Below are 26,567 nucleotides of genomic sequence, written 5' to 3' on the forward strand. Positions count from 1 at the left end.
GGTGCTACTTCTTGACGGCTACTTCTTGACGGCCGCGAGCAGCGGCACGACCTGGTCGAGCGCGTACGGGATGCTCAGCACGGTCGCGAAGGTGACGGCCGCACCGGCCGGCGGGGTGTTGTAGGGCACGAACACCGCGCGACCCTCCTGGGCCACCTTCAGCTTCTGGTAGACCGCGTTGGCCTTGATCTGGTCCGGCGCCGCGTCGTCGGAGGTCAGCCAGATCAGCCGGTCCGCCTCCAGCAGGTCGAGCTTCTCGTCACCGAACTCGACCGGGTTGCCGTCCTGGGTCAGCGACTTGACCTGGTCCGGGATCTTGAAGCCGATCTCAGTCATCAGCACCGAGCGCGGGTCGTTCGCCGCGAACACCGCGTACTTGCCCGGCCCGGTGGTGTCAGCGACCGCCACGGTCTTACCGACGAAGTCCGGGTTTTCCTTGCGCACCTGGGCGAACTTGGCCTCGATGCCGGAGAGCAGCTCCTCGGCCTTGGCGGCGCGGCCCAAGGTCTGGCCGATCGTCCGGGTCATGTCCCGCCATGGCGTGGCGAAGTCCGGGTACTTGCCGGACTGTGCGACCGTCGGCGCGATCTTCGAGACGGTGTCGTACTGCTCCTGCGACAACGCCTGGTACTGCGCGATGATCACGTCCGGCTTGAGCGCCGCGATCTTCTCGAAGTTGAAGTCGCCGCGCTCGCCGACGATCTCCGGCTGCGTGCCGCCCCACAGCGCGCTGGTCCACGGGAAGTTGCCGTACGGGCGCTCACCGAACCAGTCCACCACACCGACCGGCTTGACCCCCATGGCCAGCACGGCCTCCTGGTCGGTCAGCCCGAGTGTGACCACGCGCTTGGGTTCGGCCTTGATCTCGGTCTTGCCGAACTTGTGCTCGATCGTCACCGGAAACGCCGACGCGGCGCTGGTCCCGCTCGCGGGCTGTTGCTGCGCGGCCGGGGCGGGCGTCTGGGTCGAACCGCAGGCGGCCAGGGAGACAGCCGCCAGCGCGGCGATGAACGCCCTGCGCGGCAAGGATGGGGACATCACTGGAACCCTTCGAGGATAGGTGAACTAGCCGCCAGATCCCGCGTAGGCGGGCAGCGGCGAGGGGACCGGCGTGCGTCGATCCACAATGGACTTGAGAATCTCCCCTACCCGCACGGCGGTGTTGGACAGCAGCGAGGACGTGATCCCGTGGGTGTGCTCGGTTCCGCCCTGCAGATAGATGCCACCGGTCAGCCGCGGCTCTGTCCACACTCGATAGTCGCGGCCCACGCGCAGCCTGCCTTCGTTGTCACGCAGGCAGTACTGGGCGAGGTCACCGAGTTGGCCCACCGGGTCGGCCGGTAGGTACCCGGTGGCGTAGACCACGACGTCCGCGTCCAGCACGGTCTGCTCGCCCGCGGTGAGCGACTCGACGGTGACCCGGACTCCCCCGTCGGTCCGCACGACCTGGCTCGGCCGTGAGACGTTGAACAGCCGCAACCGTTGCCGGCCCGCGACTTTCTCCCGGTACTCGCGCCGGTACAGCTCGTCGATCAGGTCGATGTCGACCACGGAGTAGTTGGTGTTGGCGTGGTAGCCCATCAGCTTGCGCTTGACGTCCTCGGGTGCGGTGTAGAACTCGTCCACCGCGGCCGGGTCGAAGATGCGGTTGGCGAACGAACTGTCGTCCGACGGGCTGTATCCGTACCGCGAGAACACGCCGCAGACCTCGGCCTGCGGGAACCGGTCGTGCAGGAACGCCGTCACTTCGGCGCCGCTCTGCCCCGCGCCCACCACGACGAACCGCCGCGGGTCGGTGACGGTGTCCACTTTGGCCAGCAGTTCGCTGTTGTGCCAGATGCGGTCGTCCCGGGTCACGCCTTCGGGCATGTTCGGGCGTAAACCGGTGCCCAACACGAGGTTGCGGGCGCGGAACACCTCGCCGCCCGAGTGCACGTCGAAGAACTCGCCGGCCTGGGTGACCTCGGTGACCTCGCGTCCGTACGCGACCAGGTCGTCCACCTGCGCGGCGGCCCACTCGAAGTAGTCGTGGAACTCGATCCGCAGCGGGAACAGGTTCTTGTGGTTGATGAAGTCCGCCAGCCGGTCACGGGCCTGCAGGTAGCACAGGAAGCTGAACCTGCTGGTCGGGTCGCGCATGGTGACCAGATCCTTGAGGAACGACACCTGCATGGTGGCGTCCTCGATCAGCATCCCCCGGTGCCAGCCGAACCGTGGCTGCCGCTCGAGGAACTGTGCCGTGACCGGGCCGGACCTGGCGTTGTACTCGGTCAGCGCGATGGCGAGGGCGAGGTTCGACGGCCCGAAGCCGACCCCGACGACGTCATAGATCGGCTCTCCCGCGTCCGGCATGGCGACCCCTTCCCTCCTCTATTGAGGACACCCTAACCTAACTAAGGTGAGGCTCAACTACTACATTCGAGGGTGACGCTCGTCGCCTTGATCACGAAGGAGCACCTATGCGGGTCGCCATGTTCGGGTACCAGACCTGGGGGCACCGCACCCTCAAAGCGCTGCTGGAGTCGGCGCACGAGGTGGTCCTGGTCGTGACCCACCCGAAGAGCTACCACGCCTACGAGAAGATCTGGTCGGACTCGGTGGCCGACCTCGCGGCCGAACACGGCGTGCCGGTCGTGCTGCGCAACCGCCCCGATGATCTGATGGTCCCGCTGAAAGAGGCGGACCCGGATATCATCGTGGCCAACAACTGGCGCACCTGGCTGCCGTCCGAGGTGTTCTCGTTCCCACGCCATGGGACGTTGAACGTGCACGACTCCCTGCTCCCCGCCTACGCCGGGTTCTCCCCGCTGATCTGGGCACTCATCAATGACGAGCCCGAGGTCGGCGTGACCGCGCACATGATGGACGAGGACCTGGACGCCGGGGACATCGTGCTGCAGCGGGCCATCCCGGTCGGCGCGCAGGACACCGCGACGGACCTGTTCCACCGGACCATCGACCTGATCGGCCCGATCGTGGTGGACGCGCTCACCCTGATCGAGAGCGGCAAAGCCGTGCTGCGCAAGCAGGACCGGTCGAAGGCCAGCTTCTTCCACAAGCGGTCCATTGAGGACAGCCGGATCAACTGGGACTGGCCGGCCGACGCCGTCGCCCGCCTGGTCCGCGCCCAGTCCGACCCGTACCCGAACGCCTTCACCCACCACGGCGACAAGCGCCTGCGCGTGGTGAAAGCCTCGGTCTCCCAAGGCTGTTACGGCGGAACCCCGGGCCGGATCTTCATCCGCGAAGGCCCCGGAGTGGTGATCGTCGCGGGCGCCGACGCCCGCACCGGCCGCAACAAAGGCCTGGTCATCGAACGCGTCCGCCTCGACGACAACACAGAGCTGAAGGCCACCGACTACTTCCGCACGATGGGCGGCTATCTGAAATAAGGGTGGGCCCGCGAATCGCGGACCCACCCATGGCCTGGCGGACGAACGTGGGACACACCCCCGACGAACGGGGGACACACCCCGGAGGAAAGAGGGACACGCGGCGGAGGAAAGGGGGACACGCGGGTCAGGCGGGGATGAGGTCCTCGGTGGGTTCGGTCTTTGTCTTGTCGCGCATGACTGTGATGGCCAGGATCGCGGCGACGACCACACCTGCGGCGCAGATCCAGAACGTCGTGGACATCGCGGACGTGAACGCGGTCCGGGCGACTGAGGCCAGGCCCGGCACGGCGATGGCTTCGCTGATGTTCGTGGGCGAACCGGCGGGCATCTCGGCGATGAAGCCCGCCGAAAGGACGCTGCCCAGTACGGCGACCCCCAGGGCGGCGCCCATCTGCTGGATGGTGTCGTTCAGCGCCGAACCCACGCCCGCCTGCTCCGGTGGGACCGTGCTCATCAGGGCGTTGATCGCCGCCGGACCGGCCAGGCCGCCGCCCGCGCCGATCAGGAACATCGCCGTCGCCATGGTGATGAACGAGCCCGACTCGAAGGTCAGCACCACGAACGCCGCCGCGATCACGATCATGCCCAGCCCGACCAGCCACCGGTTGCCCAGCTTCTGGCCCAGGGTCGCGCCCAGGCCGTTGAAGATCAGCGAGGCGATCGCCATCGGCACGAACGCCAGCCCGGCCTCGGTCGGCGTGTAGTCCAGGACGAACTGCAGGTACTGCGTCACCACGAGCAGCAGGCCGCCGCTGCCGATCTGCACCAACGTCAGCGACAGGCTGCCGCCGCTGAAGTTCCTGGAACGGAACAACTTCAGCGGAACCATCGGGTGCTCCACCCGCGACTCCCAGATCACGAACGCGACCAGGGCGACGACCGCGATCACCAGCGAGGTCACCGGAAGGCCGTGCTTGGGCAGCTCGATGATGGTCCACACCAACGCGGTCATGCCCACCACTGACAGCACCGCGCCCAGCGGATCCGGCTTCTGCCACGGGCCACGGGACTCCGGCATCAGCACGACCGCGGCGATGATGGCCAGCACCACGATCGGCACGTTGATCAGGAACACCGCACCCCACCAGAACCACGCGATCAGCGCACCGCCGAGGATCGGGCCGCCGACGAAGCCGACGATCGCCACCGCGCTCCACGCGGCCATCGCCTTCGGCCGCTCCTCCTCGTCGAACACCGTGATCAGGATGGACAACGTGCTCGGCATGATCAGCGCACCGCCGACACCCATCACGACCCGGGCGACGACCAGCTCCAACGGTGAGCCCGCGTAGGTCGCCAGCAGCGAGGCCGCGCCGAACAAGGCAAGGCCGATGATCAGGATCCGGCGTCTGCCGAACCGGTCGCCGAGACTGCCCGAGGTGAGCAACAACCCTGCGAACACAAGGATGTAAGAGTCCAGGATCCACTGGATGTCCGACGCGCTCGCGCCCAGGTCCTGGGCCAGCGGCGGCACCGCCACGGTCAGCACCAGGTTGTCGACGACCAGCACGAGTGCGCTGAGGCAAAGCACGACCAGGACCAGCCACCGTCGTGGCTGCCGCTCCGTCATCCGCGTTGACATGACCCCTCCAGAGAGCTTCTTGCGTACGTCGTTCCGGTGATGCGAACACTGTACGCAGACGCGTCCGTCGTACGCAAGTGCGTACGGAGTGCGCTAGAGTGGCGGGCATGACGAGCGTGTGGACGCGGCAGCCGCGCAAGGGCAAGGAACCGCAGCTCAGCCGGGAGCAGATCGTCGCCGAGGCGATCCGGCTGCTGGACGAGGACGGCATCGACAGCCTGAGCATGCGCAACCTGGGCACCCGGCTGAACGCGGCCGCGACCTCGCTCTACCGGCATGTGGCGAACAAGGACGAGCTGATCGAGCTGGTCGCCGACGAGATCTACGCGGAGATCCGCGTCCCGGGCGGCGAATGGCGCGAGTCGGTGGCCGAGACCGCGCGCAGCGTCCGCGAGATGATCCTGCGCCACCCGTGGATCGCGTCCATGTTCGGCCAGATCGGCCTGTCCTACCTGGGTCCCAACTTCACCGAGATGACCGAGCGGATGCTCGGCGTGCTGGAGGACGCCGGGTTCTCGCTGACCGAGGCGGATATGGCGATCAGCACGGTGATCGGCTTCGTGATCGGCATCGCGAGCAGCGAGGCCGCCTGGAACACGGCGCTGGCGCGCAGTGGCAAAACCGAAGAGCAATGGCTCGCGGAACTGCACCCCGCCGCGGCCCAGGCAGTCAGCGGGCATCCGCGGTTGCAGCGACTGCTGGAGAACACCGAGCCTCGGGACAAGTTCACCTACGGCCTGGAACGGGTGCTCGACGGGGTCGAAGCCCGGCTGGGTCAGCCGTAGAGCGGGCCCTGGGCGAGGTCCGCGCCCGCGTTACGCCACCACTCGGCCTGTTCCTCGGTGGTGACACCGTCCACAATGACCTGTGCGCCGGACAGGTGCACGAGGGAAGACAAGTCCAGCAACGCATGCGTGACCGGCGAGCCCGGCTCCGGCTTGCGTTCGACCAGCCACCGCGCGACCCGCACCGCGTGCAGCGGCAGGTCCTCCAGGCAGACCAGGTCGCCGGACATCCCGCCGAACTCCCGGGCGACCGCGCGGATCCCGTTCTCGGCCAGCACTCTCAGGTTGTCCGTGGCGTTGTCCTGGCCCATCAGCGCGCCGACCGGCATGCCGAGCCACAGACGTTCCGGCGCCACACCGGTTTCCTTGAGCACCCGGCCGACCTCGGCGACCAAGTCGGCGTCCGCGGCCTGGCCGGCGGTCAGGTTCATGCTCAACGGCAGGTCCCGTTCCCAGCGCAGCCGCTCACAGGCGTTGCGCAGTAACCAAGGCCCGAGCGCGAGGATGAGACCCGTCTCCTCGGCCAGCTCCAGGCACCGGTCCCCGCAGACCAGGCCGTGCACCGGGTGGTCCCAGCGCAGGATCGCCTCGGTGCCGACGATCTCCTTGTCGGACAACCGAACGATCGGCCGGTACGCCACGGTCAGCTCGCCGCTCTCCCACGCGCCGGGCATCTCCGCGGCCAGGCTGAACGCCTCGCGGTCGCGGGAATGCTGGTCGGGGTGGAACATCTCCCACTGCCGGCGGCCGTTGTTCTTGGCACGCCGCAATGTCATGTCCGACGCACGCAACAGGTCCACCGCGTCCATCCCGCGCGGCGGATGGTGCACAACACCGATGCTCGCGGTCGCCGCGACGCCGTGATCGTTGATGTAGACCGGTTCGGACAGCTCCTCGTTGATCCTGGTGACCATGGCGAGCACATCCGGCGCGGTGGCCGCGTTCTCCACGAGGACCGCGAACTCGTCGCCGTCGAACCGCGCCACCATCGCCTTCTCGTCGGCGAAGATGACCTTCAGCTTCTCCGCCACCGACTTCAGCACCAGGTCGCCGACCTCGCGGCCGAGGCCGCCGGTGATCATCGAGAACGCGTCCAGGTCCAGGTGGTACAGCGTCACGCTGCCCGAGCGGCGCAACGCGGTCTCCAGGTGTGTGGTGAAGAACTGCCGGTTGGGCAGGCCGGTCAGCACATCGTGCAGGGCCTGGCGGCTCAACTCGTTCTGCAGCAGCTTCAGTTCGGTGCTGTCCTCGACGATGGTGACGAAGTGCGAGTCGGTGCCGTCGTGCAGAACCGTCGCGGTGAGCGTGACCCGCGCGGTCTCCCCGTCGCCGCGGATGAGCCGTTGCGCGTTGCGGAACCGCAGGTAGTCGCCGTCGACCAGGCTCTGGTACGAGTCGCGCAGGTGCCGTTCCTCATCCGGGTGCACGAGGTCGAAGATGGTCAGCGCGCCCAGTTCCTCCGGCGGGTAGTCGATGATCTGCTCGAAAGCGGTGTTGGTGCGGACGAACTTCCCGTCCTGCCCGATGATCACGATCCCGCTCGACGAACAGGCGGCGACCTCCTCGAAAGTCGCCTCGTTGATCCTTTTGCTGCCCTGCGCGTCCTGCACCGCGTTCACCAGCGCCCGGCGCAGTTCCTCCTGCTGCGTGAAGGTCACCGAGCGCAATTGCTCGGCCGCGCTCGCCGCCAGCGCCCCGACCATTGCCACCACGCGGGCCGGCAGGCGTTTCACATTCGTGAGTTCACGGATCGACATCAGCTGGCCGAGCAGCTCGACACTGCACCGGATGCTGTCCGCGCCCGAACAGTTCAGCTGCGTGAGTTTTGCCGTCACCTCGGCGGCGATAGCGGTGGAGAACGGTTCCGACCGGAGCGCCCGGATGACGTCGTCCAGCAGCGACAGCAGATGTTGCTCAAGCTCGTCCTGCGACAACGGGACATACGTCGTCGCCGAGATCAGGTACGCCCATTTCCGGGCGAGCTTGTGTCGCTCTCGAATGCGGTCACGTTCTGGGCCGTCCGGGAGCTGGGAGGTCCGCTCTCGCTGAGGCACCAAAAAAGCCTACCCAGGGTCGTCAGCACTAGACCACCACTTGGTCAAGCGTTCAATCGAATGGTCCAATCGGGGGATATGCCGGTCACGCCTCGCGATGACCCAATGATCCAGTGTAAGCGTCGGCAAATGGAGTAGCGGGGTAAACCCTGGCTGTATTGGTACGGGCCGGTAGCAAATGTTTCACTCGTACCCCGCCGGTCACTGAGAGCAACTGGGGAAAGCATGACAATAATGTTGCGGTTGAGCACGTTCAGTCGACTATTAGTGCTGCGGTGATGGCCGGCGCCCTCAAACCGCGATGGAATCCGCAAGTCGCCGACGCGGTGCTGGCGGTGGCGACGTTCGTCCTGTCCGCACTGGTCGGCCAGCGTGCCTACCCCGAGTGGCCCGCCTACGACCTGCCTGCGTACGTGCTGGCCGCCGTGGTCAGTTTCCCGCTCGCGGTGCGCAGGCGGGCGCCGGTGACGGTGTTGATCATCACCTCGGCCGGGTACGCGGTCTACCTCGCGGGCGGGTACCAGCCGTCGTTCAACTTCTGGGGACCGATCCTGGCGTTCTACACGGTCGCCGGGCTGCGTTCGTCGAAGGTCACCACGGCCTGCGCGATTCCCCTAGGTCTGCTGATGATGTGGAGCGGCTTCGCCGACGAATTGCTGTCGCCATGGGTGTCCATCGGCCAGGGCGTGGTGGTGCCCGCTTTCGCTTGGGCCTTCGGGGAAAACGTGCGCAAGCTGCACATCGCGACGGCGTTGCTGCGTGCGGAGCAACGCCAACGGGCCCGGTTGGCGGTCATGGAGGAGCGCACCCGGATGGCCAGGGAACTGCATGATGTCGTTGCGCATCATATGTCTGTGATCTCCGTGCAGGCCGGCCTCGCCGGGTATGTCTTCACGTCCGATCCTCCCACGGCCAGAACGGCTTTGGACACGATCGGCGACACCAGCCGCGAGGCCCTGGCCGAGCTGCGGCGGCTGCTGTCGGTGCTGCGCCCGAGCGAGGTGGACGAATCCTTTGATCCCGCACCGGGTCTGGACGACCTGGCGGAGCTGGCCGGACGGGCGGGCGCGGACCTGGAGATCACCGGTACGCCCCGGCCGTTGCCGTCCGGCTTGGAGTTGTGCGCCTACCGCGTGATCCAGGAAGCGCTGACGAACGCGATGAAGCACGCACAACCCGCGCGCGCCAAGGTTTTTGTCGACTATCAGGCCACATCGCTGATGGTCCGGGTGATCAGCGACGGTCCCGTGGTAAACCGGAAGGTGGAGGCCTCCGGGCACGGCCTGATCGGGATGCGCGAGCGCGCCAGGCTGTACCGCGGGACCGTGCATGCCGGATACCGCCCCGAAGGCGGTTTCGAGGTCGAGCTGACCCTGCCGATCGGGGAGCGGACATGATCAAGGTGATGGTGGTCGACGATCAGGCGCTCATCCGGGCCGGGCTCGGCGCGCTGCTGCGGGCGGCGCCCGGGATCGAGGTGGTCGGCGAGGCTGCGGACGGCGAGCACGCGGTCGCACTGGCGGCGAGTACTCGCCCGGACGTGGTGCTGATGGACATCCGGATGCCCGGGATGAGCGGAATCGTTGCCACCGAACGGATCCTGAAGGCCGACCCGCACCCGAGGGTGCTCGTGCTGACCACGTTCGACCTGGACGAGTACGTCTATGCCGCGCTTCGGGCCGGGGCGTGCGGGTTCCTGCTCAAGGACGCCCCGCCGGAGCGGCTTCTCGCCGCGGTGCAAGCGGTCTGCGCGGGTGACATGTTGTTCGCGCCGAGTGTGACCAGGCGGCTGATCGAGGCGTACGTGCCGCGCTCGCAACACCCGGAGCTGGGCTCGCTGACCCCGCGCGAGGTGGAAGTGTTGCGGCTGGTGGGTTCCGGCATGGCCAACGGGGACATAGCGCGGCGCCTCGTGGTGAGCGAGGCGACCGTGAAGACGCACCTGAACCGCACGATGACCAAGCTGGATCTCGCCAGCCGGGCGCAAGCCGTTGTGGTGGCTTACGAAACGGGTCTCGTCGTGCCCGGCCGCGCCGCCTCGTAGCGAGACGGCGCGGCCAGGTCCGCCCCTCCCTCAGGCGTTGGCGAGTTCCAGCTCCCGCTGCTGGGCGGCGATGGCCTTGTTCTCCTTGCGCAGTGCGGCAAGCCCGGACACCGCGACCAGCAGGCCGATCACCGCGATCCCGGCGACCACTGCCAGGCCCGGGAAGTAGCTGGCCAGCAGCTCGTTCGGGGTGACCTTGGCGGTGGTGGTCTCGTTGGCGGACACCACGGCGGTGACCACCGCGAGCCCGACCGCGCCACCGACCTGCATGAAGGTGTTCAGCAGACCCGAAGCCAGACCCTGTTCCTCGTTGGCCACCCCGGACGTGGCCTGGATGTTCAGCGAGGTGAAGGTCAGTGCGACGGCGATGCCGATCAGGATCATGCCGGGCAGGATCACCCCGGCCAGGTTCGGTGTGACGTCCAGGCCGAGGAAGAACGCGTACCCGGCGACCAGGGCCACCATGCCGACGCCGATCAGCCGTGCGGTGCCGAACCGGTCGACCACCGCGGCCATCTTGGTCGAGCTGGACGCGACGATCACCGCGGCCGGCAGGAACGCCAGCGCCGTCTCCATCGACGACCAGCCGAGCAGGCGCTGCATGTACTGCATCACAACGAACTGGAAGCCGACGTACGAGCCGAAGAACACCATGGCACCGATGTTCGCCCGGACCAGCGAGCCGGACCGCAGGATTCCCAGGCGCACCAACGGGTGGCTGCTGCGCCGTTCGATCAGGACGAACGCGCCCAGCAGGGCGAGCACGACCACGAACGAACCGATGGTCCACGGCGAGGCCCAGCCCTGTTCCGGCGCCTGCACGATCGTGTACACGAGCAGCAGCATCGCCGCGGTGGACGTGATCGCGCCGCCCAGGTCGTAGCCCTGGCCGTTGCGTTCGGGCCGCCCGTCGTTCGGCACGAACCTCAGCGCGGCGAACAGCACGAGCGCGGCGACCGGGCCGGGCAGCAGCAGCGGCCAGCGCCAGCCGACCTCGGTGAGCAGGCCGGACAGCACCAGGCCGAGTGAGAAGCCGGACGCGCCGGTGACGGCGAAGATGCTCAGCGCCTTGTTGCGCGCCGGGCCCTCCTGGAACGTCGTGGTGATGATGGACAGGGCGGCCGGCGCGGTGAACGCGGCGGCGACACCCTTGATGAAGCGGGCGGCGATGAGCAGCTCGGGTGAGCTGACCAGCCCGCCGAGCAGGGAGCCCACCGCGAACACCGCGAGGGCGGTGAGCAGCACGCGGCGGCGGCCCAGCAGGTCGGCGGCGCGGCCGCCGAGCAGCAGCAGACCGCCGTAGCCGAGCACGTAGCCGGAGACCACCCACTGCAGGGCGGAGGTCGTCATGTTCAGGTCGGTGCGGATGGACGGCAGTGCGACGCCGACCATGGAGATGTCGAGGGCGTCCAGGAACAACGCGCCACAGAGCACCACCAATGTGCCCCACAACCGGGGTCCCCAGCGCACATCCGAGGTGGAAGAAGTAGTGGATGACTCGATCACGGCGACGACGATATACATGCATGTGCAACCGATGCAAGTGCATTTAATGCGTTCGCACAAGATGCATGCGCAGTGGTAGGATGCGAGCCATGGTCGCCGATGACGCCGCCCGCAACCTGGTCTGCGAATGGCGGAGCATGCTGTCCCTGCACGCCCGGACGTGGTCCACCCTCGAACGTGAGCTCAACGAGCGGCACGGCCTCGGCGCCAGCGAGTTCGAGGTGCTCGACCGCCTGATCGAGAGCCACAACCCCGACTGCCGCGTGCAGGAGCTGGCCGACGGCATCCACCTCAGCCAGAGCGCCCTGTCCCGCCTCATCGCCCGCCTCGAACGCGAAGGCCTCGTCACCCGCAAAATGTGCGCCGAAGACCGCCGTGGGATTTACGTCACTCCGACGGACGAGGGCCGCGCCAAGCACGCGGAGGCGGTGGCGACGCATCGGGAGGTGCTGGAGTCAGTCTTCGCCCCAGGCAGCCTGCAGACCACCTGACGGTCAAGGTGTGGCTACGTCCGGGCGACTCACGGCGAAGGTCGCACCGTCGAAGTCTCCGGGGCTGAGTCCCTTGACGTGCTCGATGTACGTGAAGCCCTCGAAGACGGTGCCGCCGAAGACCGCTGGCCCGAGCAGATGGTCGTCGATCCGGAGGCGGGGCTTCTCAAACCGAGCTTCCATAAACTCGGCCCTGCCTCGGAAAACTGCTGTGCGGAAGCTGACTTCTTCGAAGAACCTGGTCCCGGCGAAGCTGGTGTCACCCTCGAAGATCGCCGAGTCGAACCGGGCATGGCCGACCTCGCAACTCACAAGTTGGAAGTCCACGAGCACTGCGCCGGTGAGGTCGATGGCGTGCACTCCCCAGTAGCCAGGGTCGTCCCGAAACAGCCCTGGACTGAGGTGCTGGGTGAGCTGGCTGTTCCACCGCCTTCGTGTACAACTCGGTCACGCGCTTCTCGGAGGCGTCCAGCTCGGTGGCGATCGAGGTGATCTCCTGATGCCACTGGCGCCGGACGGCGAGCAGGAGCGCGAAGACGCCCCCGGTTCCCGCGCCGATGCTCAGCCCGGTCTTGATCGCCTCCACCCGGGCCGCGGCGGGATCTTTGGCCTGGTTGGCTTCGTTGAGCAGCCATGAGGTCGCGATCCACGCGACCGCGACCACCACGGCCACCGCCAGCACCACCAGCCACCAGTTCAGCGGCTGACGAGCCTTCGTCGCGCCCGGCTCCCGCTTCCGGCCTTTTCCCATGCCTGGACAGTCGTTCGCGGGACCGGGCTCGTCACACCGCGGCCACCACTGTCACCCGAACAGGTCCTTCAGGGAGGTGGGTTCGCGGCGTTCTTGGTTGTTGGTTGTGTGGCGGGTTATGGAGGACTGGCAGTAGACCTCGCGGCGGATCTCCACGATCTCGCCCAATGGCTTGTGCTCTTCGCGCGTCTTCAGGTGCTTGGACAGCTGGACCTGGACGGCGTACTGGTGGTCACGCTCGCCCGCTTCCGCGATCAGCTTGGTGCGGTGGGCTTCTGGGGTCGTGAGGAAGTTGACGTCGTCGTTCGTGCCCGCGGTCAAGGGTTTCGTGCGGATCTTGACGATGTACTCGCCGTGCCGTACGGCGGCCATGCTCCAGTACGAATAGGACAGTAGGTTGCGCGGCTGGATCGACGTGAACGACAGGATCGACAGCAGTTCGTCCCACAGCCATTTGTCCGGCGCCAGCTCACCGGCGTTGGTCAGGAAGTCATGCAGCCACTTGTATCTGGTCTCCTCGGCGAACAACGCGTCCGGCCGCACGCGGCCCATCCCGTTCGAGTACCGGATCACTGCCTCGTAGGTGGCCGGGGTGGCGTAGATGCCTTGCGCGTACTCCTCCGGCAGGTGCGGCAGCACCGTAACGGCCGTAAGGAATAGGTAGAATATTCGGGTCCATTAAGCTCGGCCACATGAGCAAGCGCTTAGTCAGCCTCGGCGACTCGTTCACCGAGGGGGTCGGCGACGACGACCCCAGGTTCCCCAACGGCGTCCGCGGCTGGGCGGACCGCGTAGCGGAGCAGCTGGCCGCACACGATCCGGCACTGCTGTACGCCAATCTAGCGGTCCGCGGCAAGCTGATGAGGCAAGTTCTCGCCGAACAGGTCGGCCCTGCGCTCGCCCTCGACCCCACCCTCGTGACCATCTACGCCGGCGGCAACGACCTGATGCGCCCCTCCGTCAACATCGACGCGATGATGGCGGACTACGAGCAAGCCATCGACCGGTTCCTGACAACCGGCGCCCACATCGTGGTGTTCACGGGAGTGGACGGCGTCTCCGACCCGGTGTTCCGCAGGATGCGCGGCCGGGTGGCGATCTACAACGAACACGTCCGCGTCATGGCCGCCCGCAAAGGCCTCACCGTCGTCGACCTCTGGGCCATGCGCCAACTGCGCGACCGCCGAATGTGGGCCCCCGACCGCCTGCACCTCAACCCCTTGGGCCACAACGAAGTCGCCATCGAACTCCTCGACCTCCTCGACATCCCCCACAAACTCGAACGCACCACCCTCCCACCCCCACCCGCGAAGACCCCGCGGGAGAGCCGCGCGGAGAACCTCCAGTGGAGCCGCGAACACGCATGGCCCTGGATCCAGCGCAGGATCAGGGGCGAGTCCTCCGGCGACCGAATCACGCCCAAACGCCCCACCCTGACCGAATTCCCCGCAACCCCCGCCTCCTGACAAGCGCGGGAGAAGAAGATGTCGGCACAGCCAGCAGAAGGCGGCCGAAGAGGATCAGCCCGCAGCGGGGCGCGGAGAGCGGGGCTCAGGCGCGTTCGTCGCCACGATCTCGTGGCGAGCAAGGGGCGAGAGCGGCGGAGAACGAAGACAGCGGTGTTGGAAAGCTGGGAGTGCCCGGAGTTCGGGCCCTTCCAGTGAGTACGGCGTGAGGCGAGCTGCGGGGAAGTCGGTGGGATCGGGGTAGGCGAGTCATCCCCAAGCGCTTGGGGCGCGCAAGCGCAGCAGATCCCGCCCTCGTGCTCTCCCTCCGGTATGACCTGGGCGAAGGCGGGGGCACCCCGGCGCCCCCTCTGGGTGGTCAGCTGCGCGGCGAGCGCATCCCGTACGCCACCCAGTACAAGCGGCTTAACACACCCGATGGTCCACCTGGAGTCCGTTTCGTCCCCCATGTGGTGGAAAATTTCATCGCGTGTTGAGATTCCGTGTTAACCTCTGGTTCATGACTTGGACGCTTGGGTTCGCGGAGATCGACGGCGGGATGCTCGCCGCAGTTGGTGGTAAGGGCGCCAACCTGGGTGTCCTCACAAACGCAGGACTGCCGGTGCCACCGGGTTTCTGCATCACCACGGACGCGTACAGGAGGGTGGCCGGCGACGACCACACCAAGGCGCGTGACCAAATCCTCAACGCCGAAATCCCCCCGGAGATCGCCGAGGAGATCACCAAGGCCTACGAAGCCCTCGGCGAGAACATCCCCGTGGCGGTACGAAGTTCAGCCACGGCCGAAGACCTGCCGTTCGCGAGCTTCGCGGGCCAGCAGGACACGTATCTCAACATCATTGGCGCACAGGCGGTTCTCGAAGCCACGCGGCACTGCTGGGCATCGCTGTGGACAGAGCGGGCGGTGTCTTACCGTGCCACCAATGGGATCGACGACAACACCGTGCAGCTCGCGGTGGTCATCCAGCAGATGGTCCAGTCGGATGTGGCCGGTGTGATGTTCACCGCCAACCCCGTCACCGGACGCCGCCACCAGTACGTGATCGACGCCAGCCCAGGCCTGGGCGAGGCGGTCGTCTCCGGCGCGGTCAACCCCGACCACTTCGTCGTGACCGACCACGAGATCACCGAAAGACGCCTGGGCGACAAGCGAATCGTGATCCGCTCCCGCCCGGATGGCGGCACCGAACAGTTCGAGCAGGACAGCACCGATCCCTGCCTCACCGACGACCAGATCAAAGCCCTCGCGAAGCTCGGCGAGGCAACAGAGAACCACTACGACAGCCCTCAGGACACCGAGTGGGCCATCGAGAACGGCAAGCTCTGGCTCACCCAAGCCCGCCCGATCACCACCCTCTACCCCCTCCCCGAACCCACCCCGAGCGACCCGAGGGCGTACTTCTCGTTCAGCGTCGCCCAAGGCCTGTACCGCCCGATCACCCCCAGCGGCCTGGCCGCGCTCCGGCTCATCGCGAGCTCGGTCAGCGAGAACATCGTCGGCTACCACGTGCGGGACCAGTTCGAGGGTCCGCCGATGTTCGTCGTCGCGGGCCAGCGGGTCTTCATCGACGCCACCATCCCGATCCGCAGCGCGGTCGGCCGGGCCATCGTGCCGAAGGTCCTCGGGGTGATGGAGGCCCGCTCCGGTCGAGTCCTCAAAGGACTGTTCGACGACCCGAGGTTCAGCCTCAAGTACAAGTCCCGCGCCAAGTTCGTGCGACGGCTCATCAAGGTCGCTTTCAAGTTCGGCATCCCGTCGCGGATCCTGCGGTCCATCGCGAACCCGGATGCCGCGCACCGGTACGCGGCGAAGGTCGGCGAAAGGCTCGAGGCCACCACGCGGCTACCGGAACCGGCGACCATCCAGCAACGCGTCGAGCACGTCCGCAAGGTCCTCTACGACGCCTTCCCAGTGGTGCCCACCGTCTTCCCGGCCGCGCTCGCCGGGTTCGCGATGCTGGGCCTGGCGCGCAAGCTCACCGGGACCGCGGACGTCCAGGAGGTGCTGCGCGGCCTGCCGCACAACATCACCACCGAGATGGACCTCGAGCTGTGGCAGATCGCCAAGCGCATCCGCGCGAACGACGAGGCCCGGGCGTTGTTCCTGGACACGCCACCCGAGCAGCTCAAGGACCGCGAGCTGCCGGACGTCGGGATCGACGAGTTCCTGCGCAAGTGGGGACACCGGGCGGTCGCCGAGATCGACCTGGGCCTGCCGCGCTGGGCCGACGACCCGACGCACATTCTGGGCGTGCTGGCGAATTACCTCAGACTGGACAACCCGGACCTGGCGCCGGATGTGCAATTCGCCCGCGGTGCCGCCGAGGCGGAAGCGGCGATTGACCGGCTAGTGGGTAAAGCACGGGTAAAGTGGCTGGCGCGCTTCGCGCTCGGCCGTGCCCGGCGGCTTATCGGTCTGCGGGAAATGCCCAAGTACTACCTGATCGTCGCGCTCGGCGCGGCCCGGCGGCAACTCGCACGAGTGGGTGAGGAACTGGCGGCGGCCGGCCGGATCGCGCACGCCGATGACGTGTTCTTCCTGGATTTCCGGGAAATGCTCGGCGCGGACGACCTGCGCTCGGTGATTTCCGCGCGCCGGGCGGCTTACGAGCTGGAAATGCGGCGCCGCAGGCTCCCCCGCGTGCTGCTGTCCGACGGGACCGAACCCGAGGCGCTGGCCCAGGCACCGGCCACCGACGGGCTGCTCGGCACGCCGGCGTCGGCGGGCACAGTCACCGGCATCGCGCGGGTCGTGCTCGATCCGGTTGGCGCGCATCTGGAACCCGGCGAGATCCTGGTCGCGCCGAGCACCGATCCCGGCTGGACCCCGCTGTTCCTGACCGCGGGCGGCCTGGTGATGGAAATGGGCGGCTCCAACTCGCACGGCGCCGTTGTCGCGCGCGAGTACGGCATTCCCGCCGTCGTCGGCGTCCCGGATGCGACACATCGGATCATCACAGGACAAACCATCACTGTCGACGGCGCCACCGGCGCCGTCACACAGCAACAACCCGGCTAGAGCAAGCCCATCTGCATGGCACGGACGCCCGCCTGGAACCTCGAGCGGGCGTCCAGCTCGATCATCGCCGAGGCGACGTCTCCCCGGACGGTCCGCACGCTCACACCCAGCCTGCGCGCGATCGCGTCGTCGGTCAGGCCCTGGGCGAGCATCCGCAGCACGAGCTCGTGCCGCGACCGCGTCGGTGGCGCGGTCTGTTCCTGGCTCACCTCGACGCTCTGCACCCACAACCGGTCGGCCAGCGCTATGAGCGAGCCGAGTTCGGTGTCGTCGCGCACCACCCGGCCCGCGCCGGACTCGTCCAGCACCACGCCGACCAGACCGTCCACCACCACCGCGCGCACCGGTACCAGCGAGGCCGCCCGCGGACCGACCCCGCGATTGCCCAGCCAGACGGCGAAAGACGACGCGGCGACGTCGTGTTTCCAGATGGCGCGCAGACCCGCGCCGCGGCGCAGCACACCTTCGGCTATGTGCTCGGCGAACTCGCAGGAGCACGGGTCATAAACAGGTGACAGAAAGACAATTTCGTTACGCACCCGGGCCGCGAGCCGCTCCACGACCGCGGTCACTTCGTCCATATCGAACAGTGGCGTGGCGTCGTCAAGTCTTCCGGTGGTCTGCTCATGCAGTGAGACAAAGGTTTCCACAGCCGCGGCGGTCGGCATCCGGCCACCGCCCAGCCTTCGCGCCGCCAGCGCCGGCAGGGCCAGGCATGGCTGGACCGCGCGCATCGCCCCCACTTCGACCGCGGAACACATCACCAGCCCCTCGGCCCGCAGCTCGGCGAGCACCGCGGCGGCCCGCTCATGCGGCCAGGCCAGCGCTCTCGCAAGCTCTTCCGGCTGCCAACGGGGCCGGGTCAGCATGGCCCGGTACCCGATCTCAGCTTGGCCGCCCACGCCAAGCCTGTGGCTCTTCATGGTCCCTCACCCTCATTCGACCCGTTGCGCACCGGCCGAGGACTCCGCTCGCTGTGTCAGCGCACGGTTTGACGCATGGAACCCCTCCTCGGTTCGACGCAGCGCCTTGGTAGGGAAGAGAGCCGTCCCCCTGGTGGAATACCCCCCACTGCAAGTTGCAGTATTCGTTCCTAAGTGGACCGGAGTGCCGGCACGGCGTGATACATCATCACTCCACGCGCCAACGCGGTCACACATAGCCCTCATCGTTGTTCCCCAAGCCCTGTGGTCTCACCCGCGATGATCTTACGAGATTCCCGGCAATAACGCCGACACTGCCGCAGATCCGCGGGGTTTTACCCGCTATAACACCGAGTTCAGGCACACGCGGCTACGCCCCGCGACCCGGAGTGAACCTCCGCGTCACAGGACAGACGGCTGTATGAATTCGCAAAACCCGGGTAAATCGCTTGTGGACCTCCCTCGCGAGCAAGCCCCCTCCCAACGCCCCACGGGTCACAACGCGTGCGACAACCGCGGCTGCACTGCGGAATCTAGTACCCGCAAGGCATCTTGAGGTAGGACTGTTTGAGTGACCTGGCCGCTCACGCGCGGCCCGCCGCCCCGGAGTTAACCCACGCGACATCATCCGTGAACTCGGCCAGGGCGCTTGAACACTGTTAATCATCCCAGGAAATCATTGCCCAGGCCGAAATCGGGTGTTCCAGTAAGCGGAACCGCCGACCGTCCCCAAAGGACCGCAACACCGTCATGACATCGTTGTCGGGCGCAATTCAAATACGTTGAGTCACACAATTTGTACGGTCCGCTGTCACTGATTGGCCGGTCCGAACGAGCAATCGATTGCATTGAGTGACCACTTTGTGAATGTGAAAGTATTGTGACCTGCATCACACTTGCCTCATCCGGGGGAGGCCAACTGAGCGGTTCGCCCGCGGCGAGGGGGCGCCCGATGAGCCCAACGCAGGGACCGCCCGGGCCGCCGCGACCGCGATGACGAGGGTGTGCAACGGCGTGACGAGGAGGCATTGCGCGATGACCACCGCCGTGAACCCGGCGAACTCGATGAGATCGATCGCGGCACTGATGACTCCGAGACAAGTCGTGAATCGATTCGGGCGCCGGACCGCACGCCCGGCCGCCGGCACCGCCCCGGCCGGGCGGCCACAAGCGTGTGGCGATTCCCGGAATAGCGACCTGACATGCGCGAATGACTCCCGGAAAACGAACAATCCCAGCCGTTGAAGGCCGGAACTCCGTTCACCCGCGATAGCCACGCGAAACGGATCTGGACGGCCGTACGCACGCGGCGCATTTCTCCGGCCGCCACTATTTCAGCAGTGGACCGCACAATGGCGCACACCCGGCAACGGCCCGCCGCTGATTTGTCCACTGAGGACAGTCGCTGTGCCGGGCCGCGGCACGTGCTGTCGCGCACATTCACCAACGCGTGTTCAGCTCGTAGATTGGGGGTATGAAGATTCGGCTGGGAGTGGGGTACGGATCGCTGGACGGCTTCTCCGAGGCCGTCGACCACGCCGAAGCGATCGGCGTGGACTCGCTGTGGCTCTCCGAGGTCGTGTTCGCCAAGCAAGTGGACCCGTTCATCGGGATGGCGCACGCGTTGTCCCGCACCACCCGGCTGAAAGTGGGGACCGGGGTCGCGGTCCTGCCCGGCCGTCATCCCGTGCACGTCGCCAAGCAGCTGATCTCGCTGGCCGCGTTGAACCCCAAGCGGGTGCTGCCGGTGTTCGGCCTGCAGCCCGCGCGTTCGCCGGAACGGCAGGCGTTCCCGGTCGCGGGCAAGCGCTCCGACGTCTTCGACGAGACCATGCGGGCCGTGCGGCTGCTGCTGGACAAGGAGTCCGTGTCGTTCGAGGGCCGGTACTGGTCCATCTCCGACGCCAGCCTGACGCCGAAACCCTTGAAGCCCATGGACATCTGGCTCGGCGGGTCGGCACGGGCCGGGCTGGAGCGAGTGGGCCGCCTGGCCGACGGCTGGCTCGGCAGCTTCCTCACGCCAGAGCAGGCGGGCCGGGCCATCGGCGTCATCAAGCAAGCCGCCGAGCAGGCCGGGCGGGAGATCGAGGAAGACCACTACGGCATGTCGATCGCCGTGTCCAGCAACGGGATTCCCGCCTCGCTGGTCGCGTTCATCACCGACCGCCACGCGGACGCGGATCCCGGCGCCCTCGTCCCGAGTGGCTGGGCCAATGCACGTGACCTCATCCACCGGTACGTCGACGCCGGGATCACCAAGTTCGTCATCCGGCCCGCGACGCCGGTCGACGACTTCCGCGTCTTCCTGGATTCCTTTGCGGCGGAACTGATGCCGATCGAGAACTAGGTGCGCTGGCCATACGTGACGGAGGAACCTGACGGGGCCGGGGCGCCGCCGGGGGTGAAGCACAGCACGCGGCCGATCACGTCCGGACCGGCGTTGCCCCACAGGGAAGCGATCCCACAGTAGCGGTTGTCCACGCCCAGCGCGGTCACCTGGAGGTCATCGACCGGGAAGAACACCTGCGGCAGCTTCAGCTGGTAGTCCGGGAACGGGCCGGCGGCCGAGTTGGTGTTCGGGCCGGTGACGTTGTTGAAGTTGGTCTGGCCCACGGTGAAGGTGATCGGGGCGACGCCGCCGGGCCAGATCGACAGGTAGGCGAACTTGCCACCGGCCGCCCAGCCACCGAAGACGTTGCGCTGCGCGGAATAGCTGATCGTGAACCGGCTGTCCACCGGCGTCCCCGCCGCGTTGAAGCACCACACCCGCACTTGCAGGTTCGGGGTGGGGATCCAGCCGCTGACCTTGCACCGCACGGCGACCTGGTTCACCGCGGTCACCTGGATGTTGCCGGCGAACGTCGGGGAGGCCACGCCCGCGAACGTCACCGTCATCTCCCCTGGCGGCGGGCCGTTGGTGTCCACCGCGGTGACCGCCCCCAGCTGGTTGAACCTGTTGGCGGGCACACCCGGCCCGGGAACGTCCGCGTAGGCGTGCTGTCCGGGTCCCACGATCAGCGGTGTGCTGCGGGAGTACGTGACTGTGAAGCCGGTGTTCGCCAGCACTCCGGCCGCGTTGTAGCAGCGCACCAGCACGATCTCGTTCGGCAGGGACGCGCCCCAGGCAAGCGCTTGGCAGGAATGGCCCGCGGAGCTGATCGCGGTCACGTGGACGACGCCGCCCGGACCGCCGACCCCGCCGAAGGTCACCTGGTACACGCCGGGCGCGCCAGGCGCGATCGCGCCCGCCGGGAACATGTCGGCCGTCGCCACCCCGTCCCACGTGGCGAAGGCGTACGCGTCCGGCACCGCGGCCTGCGCGGAACCGGACACCGGGAGCAGCGCACCGACTGCCAGCAACACAGATGTCGCGAAGAGTTTCAGTCTGCCCATGTCAAGCAGGGTCACCTCGAGCCACGCAAACCGGACAGGGCCACTGAGCGACGAGAACCGACCATTAGTGGCGCCGGTCTTGCGTTGGCTTACGAACGTTGCTGATTGTTAGTACCTGCGACGGCGCACGGGAGGTTGGATGTTCACTCAACAGCTCGCGCCCGTGGCCGGTTCGCTCGGCTGGTCCGCCCTGGTCGCCACGCTTCCGCTGCTCACGGTCTTCGTGCTGCTCGGCGTGGTCCGGACCAAGGCATGGGTGGCCGCGCTCACCGGCTTGGGCGTTGCCTTGGTGGTGGGGATTTCGATCTACGGAATGCCGGTCGGGCAGGCGTTGTCGGGAGCCGTGCAGGGCGCGGTCTTCGGCCTGTTCCCGATCATGTGGATCGTGGTGAACGCGCTGTGGATCTACCGGATGACCGTGTACACGCGGCATTTCGACGTGCTGCGGCGGTCCTTCGGCCAGGTCTCGGCCGATCCACGGATCCAGGGGCTGATCGTGGCGTTCTGCTTCGGGGCGCTGATGGAGGCACTGGCCGGGTTCGGCGCGCCGGTGGCGATCTGCTCGGTCATGTTGGTGGCACTGGGTTTCACGCCGGTGCGGGCCGCGGTCGTCTCGCTGGTGGCCAACACCGCGCCGGTGGCGTTCGGCGCGATGGGCACGCCGGTGATCACCCTGGCCCAGGTCACCGGGTTGCCGTTGGACGTGGTGTCCTCAATGGTCGGACGGCAGACCCCGATCCTGGCCTTGTTCGTGCCGTTGATCCTGGTCGCGATCATCGACGGCCGGCGCGGGGTGCGCGAGACCTGGGTGCAGGCTTTGGTGTGCGGGGTGGCGTTCGCCATCGCTCAGTTCGCCATCTCCAACTATGTGGCGCCCGAGCTGGCCGACATCGGCGCTTCCCTGGCCGGTGCGGGCGCTTTGGTGCTCACCCTGCGGACCCGCGTGCGGGTCGGCTCCGCCGGAACCTCCGATGTGGACACCCGGGTCGATTCACAACCGTCCGATTCACGCGAGGACGTGTTCAAGGCGTACGCGCCCTACGGCGTGATCATCGTGATCTTCGCGCTGGGCCAGGTGCCGTTCATCAAGTCGTTGCTCACCAAGGCCACCTGGACGTTCCACTGGCCGTTCCTGGATGTGCACGGGAGCAACGGGAAGGCGGTGTCCGGCAACACGTTCTCCTTGCCGCTGCTGAACACCGGCGGCACGCTCGTGCTGATCGCCGGGATCATCACCGCCGCCGTCCTGGCGCTGCCCTGGCGGGTGGCGATCGCGGAGTGGGGCAGGACCGTGTACGAGCTGCGGTTCGCGATCCTCACCGTGACCGGCGTCCTGGCGCTGGCCTACGTGATGAACCTGTCCGGCCAGACGACCACCATCGGCAACTTCGTCGCTGGAGCCGGGGCGCTGCTGGCGTTCTTCTCCCCCGTGCTGGGCTGGTTCGGCGTGGCGGTGTCCGGTTCGGACACTTCGGCCAACGCGCTTTTCGGTGCGCTGCAAGTGACCGCGGCGGGCAAGACCGGACTGCCTCCGGACCTGTTGGCCGCCGCGAACAGCTCCGGAGGCGTCCTGGGCAAGATGATCTCGCCGCAGAACCTGACCATCGCCTGCGTGGCCGCCCAGCTCCCCGGTCAGGAAGGCATGCTGCTGCGCAAGGTCCTGCCGTGGAGCGCCGGGCTGCTGCTGGTGATGTGCGTCCTGGTCGTCCTGCAGAGCACCGCCATCCTCGGCTGGATGGTGCCCTGAACCGCTCGTGAGTGGTTGCGCCGGCTGGAACCGGCACAACCACTCACGAGGGGGTGAGGTCAGTTGATGGTGTACGAGTCGCCGTAGACCTTCCACTTCAACGGGGTGTTGAGGTCGAAGTTGCCGTTCTTCAGGAAGACGCGCTGGGCGGTGTCCACGCGGCTGGTGTCCGAGTGGGCCTCTTCCTGCTTCATCGCCCACACGCGGGCGTCGAGGAACGCGTTGAGCCACGTCGTCTCGTTGCCACCCTGTGACGGCGGCTTGGCCTTGCTCAGCGCCCGCTTGCGGATGTTGCGGAAGCTGGTCGAGTCGTTGCCGTCACCGTGCATGACGATGGCGTCGTAGTAGATGAACTGGCCAAGGGCGCGCACGCCGTCCGACTTGCCCTGGCTCACGGCCGGGTTGAAGTACACCCGGTCGCGCTCGAACTCCTGAGAGTCCTGGAACACCTTGTCCTTGGCCGCGGTCTTCCAGTCCTTCGGGTAGTTCGGGTCCAGGCCCGCGTGCGAGTCGGAGCCGTCGACCTTCTTGAGCGCGGGCAGGTACTTGGCCAGGATGTTGTCCGGCTTGCGCTTGGTGTACTCCTGCACCAGCTCGAGCATGTCGTGGGTGCCGGAGCAGAACCCGATGATGCCCGCGGTGTAGCCGCGGCCGTCACCGATGTCCTCGATGTACTTGAACTGCGCGCGCCAGTCCAGCGAGGAGTTCTCCGCGCTGGACACGATCTTCATCGCGATCTCCTTCTTGGCCGGGTCGTCGAGGTTGACCGCGGCGATCGCGGCGGCCGAGTCCACGGCCACCGGCGCGTCGAATGCGGGCGACGCATTCACGGTTGTGACCCCGAGGGCCAGGCTGGCCGCGGAAGTCACTGCCAGGGCGCTGATGTGCCACCGGGACGGGAGTTTCACCGAGAATCCTCCTTGCAGGGCAGGATGTTCGCTCCGCCGAGCGGTGGCGGCAGATACGCTCGCAGCGAAGCGGGCCCCACATGGACAGGGGTAAGGGGGCCGTGACACCGAGTCAACAGCGTCACGGCCCCATTCGTCAAGACTCTTACCAATTAGAGATGATCATCTACCGCGCCGGGACAGCGCGTACTGCTGCGCGACCTCCCACGGCCGCACGGCGCGGTCCAGGAACATCAGGCTGTCGAACCGGCAGTTGCAGGCATTGCCTTCCCTGGTGTTCTGCGGGAAACTGCCGCCGATCTTGATCCCGCGCGGGTCGGTCGCCGAGGAGAAATAGGGACCGTTACCGGTCAGAACTCCCCATGGATCTCCCTGTACCACATAGGAACCCGGCAGGGCTTGACCGTTCTTGTACAGTGCCATCGCGCCGGTGTTGTAGTCGAAGGTCGCGGTGAGGAACACCCATTCATTGGCAGGCAGGATGGTGTGCCAGTCCTCTGTGGCCGCGAACGTCTGCGACGCGCTGCCGTCGACCCGGCGGCCCAGTGCGACCACCTTCATCACGTCGTCGACCTTGATCAGTTCCAGCAACGCCCGCACCGCGTGCCCGTCGGAGTCCCCGCTGAGCAGCCCGGCCAGCCCGATGGCGCCGTAGAAGTCGTCCGGGTTGGCCGAACCGGAGTTGCGGGCCGGTGCCTCGCCGGTCACCTTGACCCAGGCCATGATCGTGGCCTGCTGGACGTGGTTGAACGCGGTCAGCGAGGGCATGCCCGGCGTGGCATACGTACCGGCCTTCCAGTCGTCGTTCCCGGCCGTCGCGGGGTTGATCTGCATGGTCTGCAGCGCCATCCGCGAACCGTCCGGCACGCGCATGGCCGCACCGCCGTTGACCAGCTGAATCGGCGTCCCGGACGAGCCCAGATCCCGCTCCACGGCGGCGTTGTCCAGGGCCGGGTGGTCGAAGTCGTAGTGCGCCACCATGTTCGCGTTCAGCGACGGCAGCACGTCCGGCCGCTGGGTGACCCCGGTGACCTTCCAGATCTTGCCGTTGGCCTTGGACAGGATGAACAGGTCACCGGCGTCGTTGGTGCCGAACCGGATGTCGGTCCGCTTGTCCCCGGCCAGGTCCTGCATGGTGAGCACCTTGCCGGATTTGTCCAGGATGGACAGGGTCTTGATCGGCGCCCGCTGACCGTTGCTCACCCGGCGCATCTCGGCGGTCTCGGTGTAGAACAGCTTGCCGTCCACGCCGTCGCCGAAGATGTACTTGCCCTGCAGGCCCGGGATGGACCGGCCGTGGTAGGCGAACCCGCCGATGATGGCGTGGCCGCTGTCCGCGGTGCAGGACAGGCCGGGCGGCGGGTCGTGGTCGTAGGCCGCGACGGGGTAGGAGTACCCGAAGTCCGCGTCGTTGTCCGGCAACGTGTACAGGTGGCACCGGTCGGACCGGTTGAACACGAACGGGCCTTCCCGCTCACCCCAGCCGTTGTTGTCGCCGGCCTTGACGTCGTAGATGCTCTCGATCGCGTGCTCACCGATCACGCCGACGTAGAGCCGTTTCGTCGCCGAGTCCCAGCTGAATCGATGCGGATCCCGGTAGCCGTACGAGAAGATCTCGCCCAGCGCGCCCGGCCTGCCCACGAACGGGTTGTTCGACGGGATGCCGTACTTGCCGTTCGCGCTGTTGGTGCCCAGTGGATCGATCCGGACCAGCTTGCCGAACGGGATCGACAGGTTCTGCGGGTCCGAAGTGGACACACCACGGCCGCCGTCGCCCACCGCGAGGTACAGCTGGCCGAAGTCCGGGTCCGACCGGATCGCGGTGGGGTTGAAGGAGATCTGCTGGACCGCGTGCACGGTGCCGGCGAAGCCCAGCCGCATCAGCTCGCGGTGCGTGCCGCTGAAGGTGTCCGCGCCCGGGTCGGTCGCGGTCCACTCGGTGATCACGCTCTGCAGGATCGTGCCCGGCTGGGCCCAGTCGGCCGGCTTGTTCAGCGCGTTGCCGGCCTCGGTGTGCGTTGTGTAGAACTTGCCGTTGGTCTTGAAGTCGGGATGGAACGCCACGAACCCGAAGCCGCTGCCGAGACCGCGGTTGTTGAGGAAGTCGGCACCCGCCACCGCGCCGACGTCCAGGTACGGGATGGGCGTGTTGTTCTTGACCAGGTAGAGCTTTCCGTTGAGGTCGGGGACGTACATCCGGCCGGAGCCGTCCGGGACCTGGCCGAAGTAGTTGATCCGCGCGTACCGCCGTAATCGCGCGTCGGTCGTCGGGGGATTCGTGTCCGACTTCGGCATCTGCACGAGCTCGTCCAGCGTGAGCGCGAGGCCGGATGAAACCGGTTTCTCCGGAATCGGGTCGGTCAGCGGAACACTGGCCGCGGCCGCCTGGGACACCGGAAGCCCCGATACGACAAGGGAAACAGTAACTATCGCGAGTGAACGTCTGAGCATCGACACCCCACCATGAACATCGTCGGCATGGTAAGCGCTTACTACTACGCGG

21 protein-coding genes are annotated in these 26,567 nt (G+C 67.2%); 10 read left to right on the forward strand and 11 right to left on the reverse strand.

The window, feature by feature from the left end; all coding sequences use genetic code 11:
- Nucleotides 1–18 precede the first annotated feature (18 nt).
- The gene (locus tag AB0J95_RS11385) at nucleotides 19–1,038 is read right to left on the reverse strand and encodes an iron-siderophore ABC transporter substrate-binding protein (protein WP_364755737.1); all 1,020 of its coding nucleotides are present in this window, start codon (nucleotides 1,036–1,038) and stop codon (nucleotides 19–21) included.
- Nucleotides 1,039–1,065: 27 nt separating this feature from the next.
- A complete protein-coding gene (locus AB0J95_RS11390; RefSeq protein WP_364755740.1) occupies nucleotides 1,066–2,352 on the reverse strand; it encodes a SidA/IucD/PvdA family monooxygenase in 1,287 nt (428 codons plus the stop codon).
- 107 nt (nucleotides 2,353–2,459) lie between these two features.
- Here AB0J95_RS11390 and AB0J95_RS11395 point away from each other — a divergent pair, with 107 nt between their 5' ends.
- Nucleotides 2,460–3,392 (forward strand): methionyl-tRNA formyltransferase, encoded by a 933-nt coding sequence (locus tag AB0J95_RS11395; RefSeq protein ID WP_364755742.1) that lies wholly within the window; start codon nucleotides 2,460–2,462, stop codon nucleotides 3,390–3,392.
- A 127-nt stretch (nucleotides 3,393–3,519) separates the two neighbouring features.
- Here AB0J95_RS11395 and AB0J95_RS11400 read toward each other — a convergent pair whose 3' ends face one another.
- Nucleotides 3,520–4,977 carry an MFS transporter gene (locus tag AB0J95_RS11400; protein ID WP_364755745.1) on the reverse strand — a complete coding sequence of 486 codons (1,458 nt, stop codon included), beginning with the start codon at nucleotides 4,975–4,977 and terminating at the stop codon, nucleotides 3,520–3,522.
- Nucleotides 4,978–5,084: 107 nt separating this feature from the next.
- Between AB0J95_RS11400 and AB0J95_RS11405 the strand changes: the two genes are divergently transcribed.
- Complete coding sequence (locus AB0J95_RS11405; RefSeq protein ID WP_364755748.1) at nucleotides 5,085–5,762, forward strand: TetR/AcrR family transcriptional regulator; 678 nt, start codon at nucleotides 5,085–5,087, stop codon at nucleotides 5,760–5,762.
- On the opposite strand, the gene AB0J95_RS11410 is transcribed toward AB0J95_RS11405, so the two are convergent.
- A complete protein-coding gene (locus tag AB0J95_RS11410) occupies nucleotides 5,753–7,816 on the reverse strand; it encodes an EAL domain-containing protein (RefSeq protein ID WP_364755751.1) in 2,064 nt (687 codons plus the stop codon). The two genes, AB0J95_RS11405 and AB0J95_RS11410, sit on opposite strands and share 10 nt — an antisense overlap.
- A gap of 335 nt (nucleotides 7,817–8,151) precedes the next feature.
- On the opposite strand from AB0J95_RS11410, the gene AB0J95_RS11415 reads away from it, so the two are divergent.
- Together AB0J95_RS11415 and AB0J95_RS11420 are read left to right on the forward strand one after the other, a co-directional pair.
- Nucleotides 8,152–9,213, forward strand: coding sequence for a sensor histidine kinase (locus AB0J95_RS11415; RefSeq protein ID WP_364755754.1), 1,062 nt, complete (start codon nucleotides 8,152–8,154; stop codon nucleotides 9,211–9,213).
- Nucleotides 9,210–9,860 carry a response regulator transcription factor gene (locus AB0J95_RS11420; RefSeq protein ID WP_364755757.1) on the forward strand — a complete coding sequence of 217 codons (651 nt, stop codon included), beginning with the start codon at nucleotides 9,210–9,212 and terminating at the stop codon, nucleotides 9,858–9,860. Before AB0J95_RS11415 ends, AB0J95_RS11420 begins: the two co-directional genes overlap by 4 nt.
- A 30-nt stretch (nucleotides 9,861–9,890) precedes the next feature.
- On the opposite strand, the gene AB0J95_RS11425 is transcribed toward AB0J95_RS11420, so the two are convergent.
- Complete coding sequence (locus AB0J95_RS11425) at nucleotides 9,891–11,363, reverse strand: MFS transporter (RefSeq protein WP_364756179.1); 1,473 nt, start codon at nucleotides 11,361–11,363, stop codon at nucleotides 9,891–9,893.
- 92 nt (nucleotides 11,364–11,455) lie between these two features.
- On the opposite strand from AB0J95_RS11425, the gene AB0J95_RS11430 reads away from it, so the two are divergent.
- On the forward strand, nucleotides 11,456–11,857 hold the full coding sequence (locus AB0J95_RS11430; protein WP_364755760.1) for a MarR family transcriptional regulator: 402 nt from the start codon (nucleotides 11,456–11,458) through the stop codon (nucleotides 11,855–11,857).
- A 3-nt stretch (nucleotides 11,858–11,860) separates the two neighbouring features.
- Here the strand turns inward: AB0J95_RS11430 and AB0J95_RS11435 are convergent, their stop codons facing one another.
- A complete protein-coding gene (locus AB0J95_RS11435) occupies nucleotides 11,861–12,217 on the reverse strand; it encodes a pentapeptide repeat-containing protein (protein WP_364755762.1) in 357 nt (118 codons plus the stop codon).
- A 197-nt stretch (nucleotides 12,218–12,414) separates the two neighbouring features.
- Between AB0J95_RS11435 and AB0J95_RS11440 the strand changes: the two genes are divergently transcribed.
- On the forward strand, nucleotides 12,415–12,564 hold the full coding sequence (locus AB0J95_RS11440; protein WP_364755764.1) for a hypothetical protein: 150 nt from the start codon (nucleotides 12,415–12,417) through the stop codon (nucleotides 12,562–12,564).
- 95 nt (nucleotides 12,565–12,659) lie between these two features.
- On the opposite strand, the gene AB0J95_RS11445 is transcribed toward AB0J95_RS11440, so the two are convergent.
- Nucleotides 12,660–13,247 carry a hypothetical protein gene (locus AB0J95_RS11445; RefSeq protein WP_364755766.1) on the reverse strand — a complete coding sequence of 196 codons (588 nt, stop codon included), beginning with the start codon at nucleotides 13,245–13,247 and terminating at the stop codon, nucleotides 12,660–12,662.
- A gap of 53 nt (nucleotides 13,248–13,300) precedes the next feature.
- Here AB0J95_RS11445 and AB0J95_RS11450 point away from each other — a divergent pair, with 53 nt between their 5' ends.
- Both AB0J95_RS11450 and AB0J95_RS11455 read left to right on the forward strand, forming a co-directional pair.
- Nucleotides 13,301–14,074 (forward strand): SGNH/GDSL hydrolase family protein, encoded by a 774-nt coding sequence (locus tag AB0J95_RS11450; RefSeq protein WP_364755769.1) that lies wholly within the window; start codon nucleotides 13,301–13,303, stop codon nucleotides 14,072–14,074.
- Nucleotides 14,075–14,573: 499 nt separating this feature from the next.
- Nucleotides 14,574–17,093: a PEP/pyruvate-binding domain-containing protein gene (locus AB0J95_RS11455; protein ID WP_364755771.1), complete on the forward strand. Its 2,520-nt coding sequence runs from the start codon at nucleotides 14,574–14,576 to the stop codon at nucleotides 17,091–17,093.
- Here AB0J95_RS11455 and AB0J95_RS11460 read toward each other — a convergent pair.
- Complete coding sequence (locus tag AB0J95_RS11460; protein WP_364755773.1) at nucleotides 17,090–18,016, reverse strand: LuxR C-terminal-related transcriptional regulator; 927 nt, start codon at nucleotides 18,014–18,016, stop codon at nucleotides 17,090–17,092. The genes AB0J95_RS11455 and AB0J95_RS11460 overlap by 4 nt on opposite strands.
- 1,474 nt (nucleotides 18,017–19,490) lie before the next feature.
- Here AB0J95_RS11460 and AB0J95_RS11465 point away from each other — a divergent pair.
- Nucleotides 19,491–20,363 (forward strand): TIGR03854 family LLM class F420-dependent oxidoreductase, encoded by an 873-nt coding sequence (locus AB0J95_RS11465; RefSeq protein WP_364755776.1) that lies wholly within the window; start codon nucleotides 19,491–19,493, stop codon nucleotides 20,361–20,363.
- Here AB0J95_RS11465 and AB0J95_RS11470 read toward each other — a convergent pair.
- The gene (locus tag AB0J95_RS11470) at nucleotides 20,360–21,409 is read right to left on the reverse strand and encodes a hypothetical protein (RefSeq protein WP_364755779.1); all 1,050 of its coding nucleotides are present in this window, start codon (nucleotides 21,407–21,409) and stop codon (nucleotides 20,360–20,362) included. The genes AB0J95_RS11465 and AB0J95_RS11470 overlap by 4 nt on opposite strands.
- Nucleotides 21,410–21,548: 139 nt before the next feature.
- Between AB0J95_RS11470 and AB0J95_RS11475 the strand changes: the two genes are divergently transcribed.
- Nucleotides 21,549–23,156, forward strand: coding sequence for an L-lactate permease (locus AB0J95_RS11475; protein WP_364755781.1), 1,608 nt, complete (start codon nucleotides 21,549–21,551; stop codon nucleotides 23,154–23,156).
- Between the two features lie 59 nt (nucleotides 23,157–23,215).
- Here AB0J95_RS11475 and AB0J95_RS11480 read toward each other — a convergent pair whose 3' ends face one another.
- Both AB0J95_RS11480 and AB0J95_RS11485 read right to left on the reverse strand, forming a co-directional pair.
- Nucleotides 23,216–24,064, reverse strand: coding sequence for a chitosanase (locus AB0J95_RS11480; protein WP_364755784.1), 849 nt, complete (start codon nucleotides 24,062–24,064; stop codon nucleotides 23,216–23,218).
- Nucleotides 24,065–24,226: 162 nt separating this feature from the next.
- Nucleotides 24,227–26,515 (reverse strand): PQQ-dependent sugar dehydrogenase, encoded by a 2,289-nt coding sequence (locus AB0J95_RS11485; protein WP_364755787.1) that lies wholly within the window; start codon nucleotides 26,513–26,515, stop codon nucleotides 24,227–24,229.
- Nucleotides 26,516–26,567 lie beyond the last annotated feature (52 nt).

The sequence above is a fragment of the Actinocrispum sp. NPDC049592 genome, assembly GCF_040675465.1.
Lineage (GTDB): Bacteria > Actinomycetota > Actinomycetes > Mycobacteriales > Pseudonocardiaceae > Kibdelosporangium.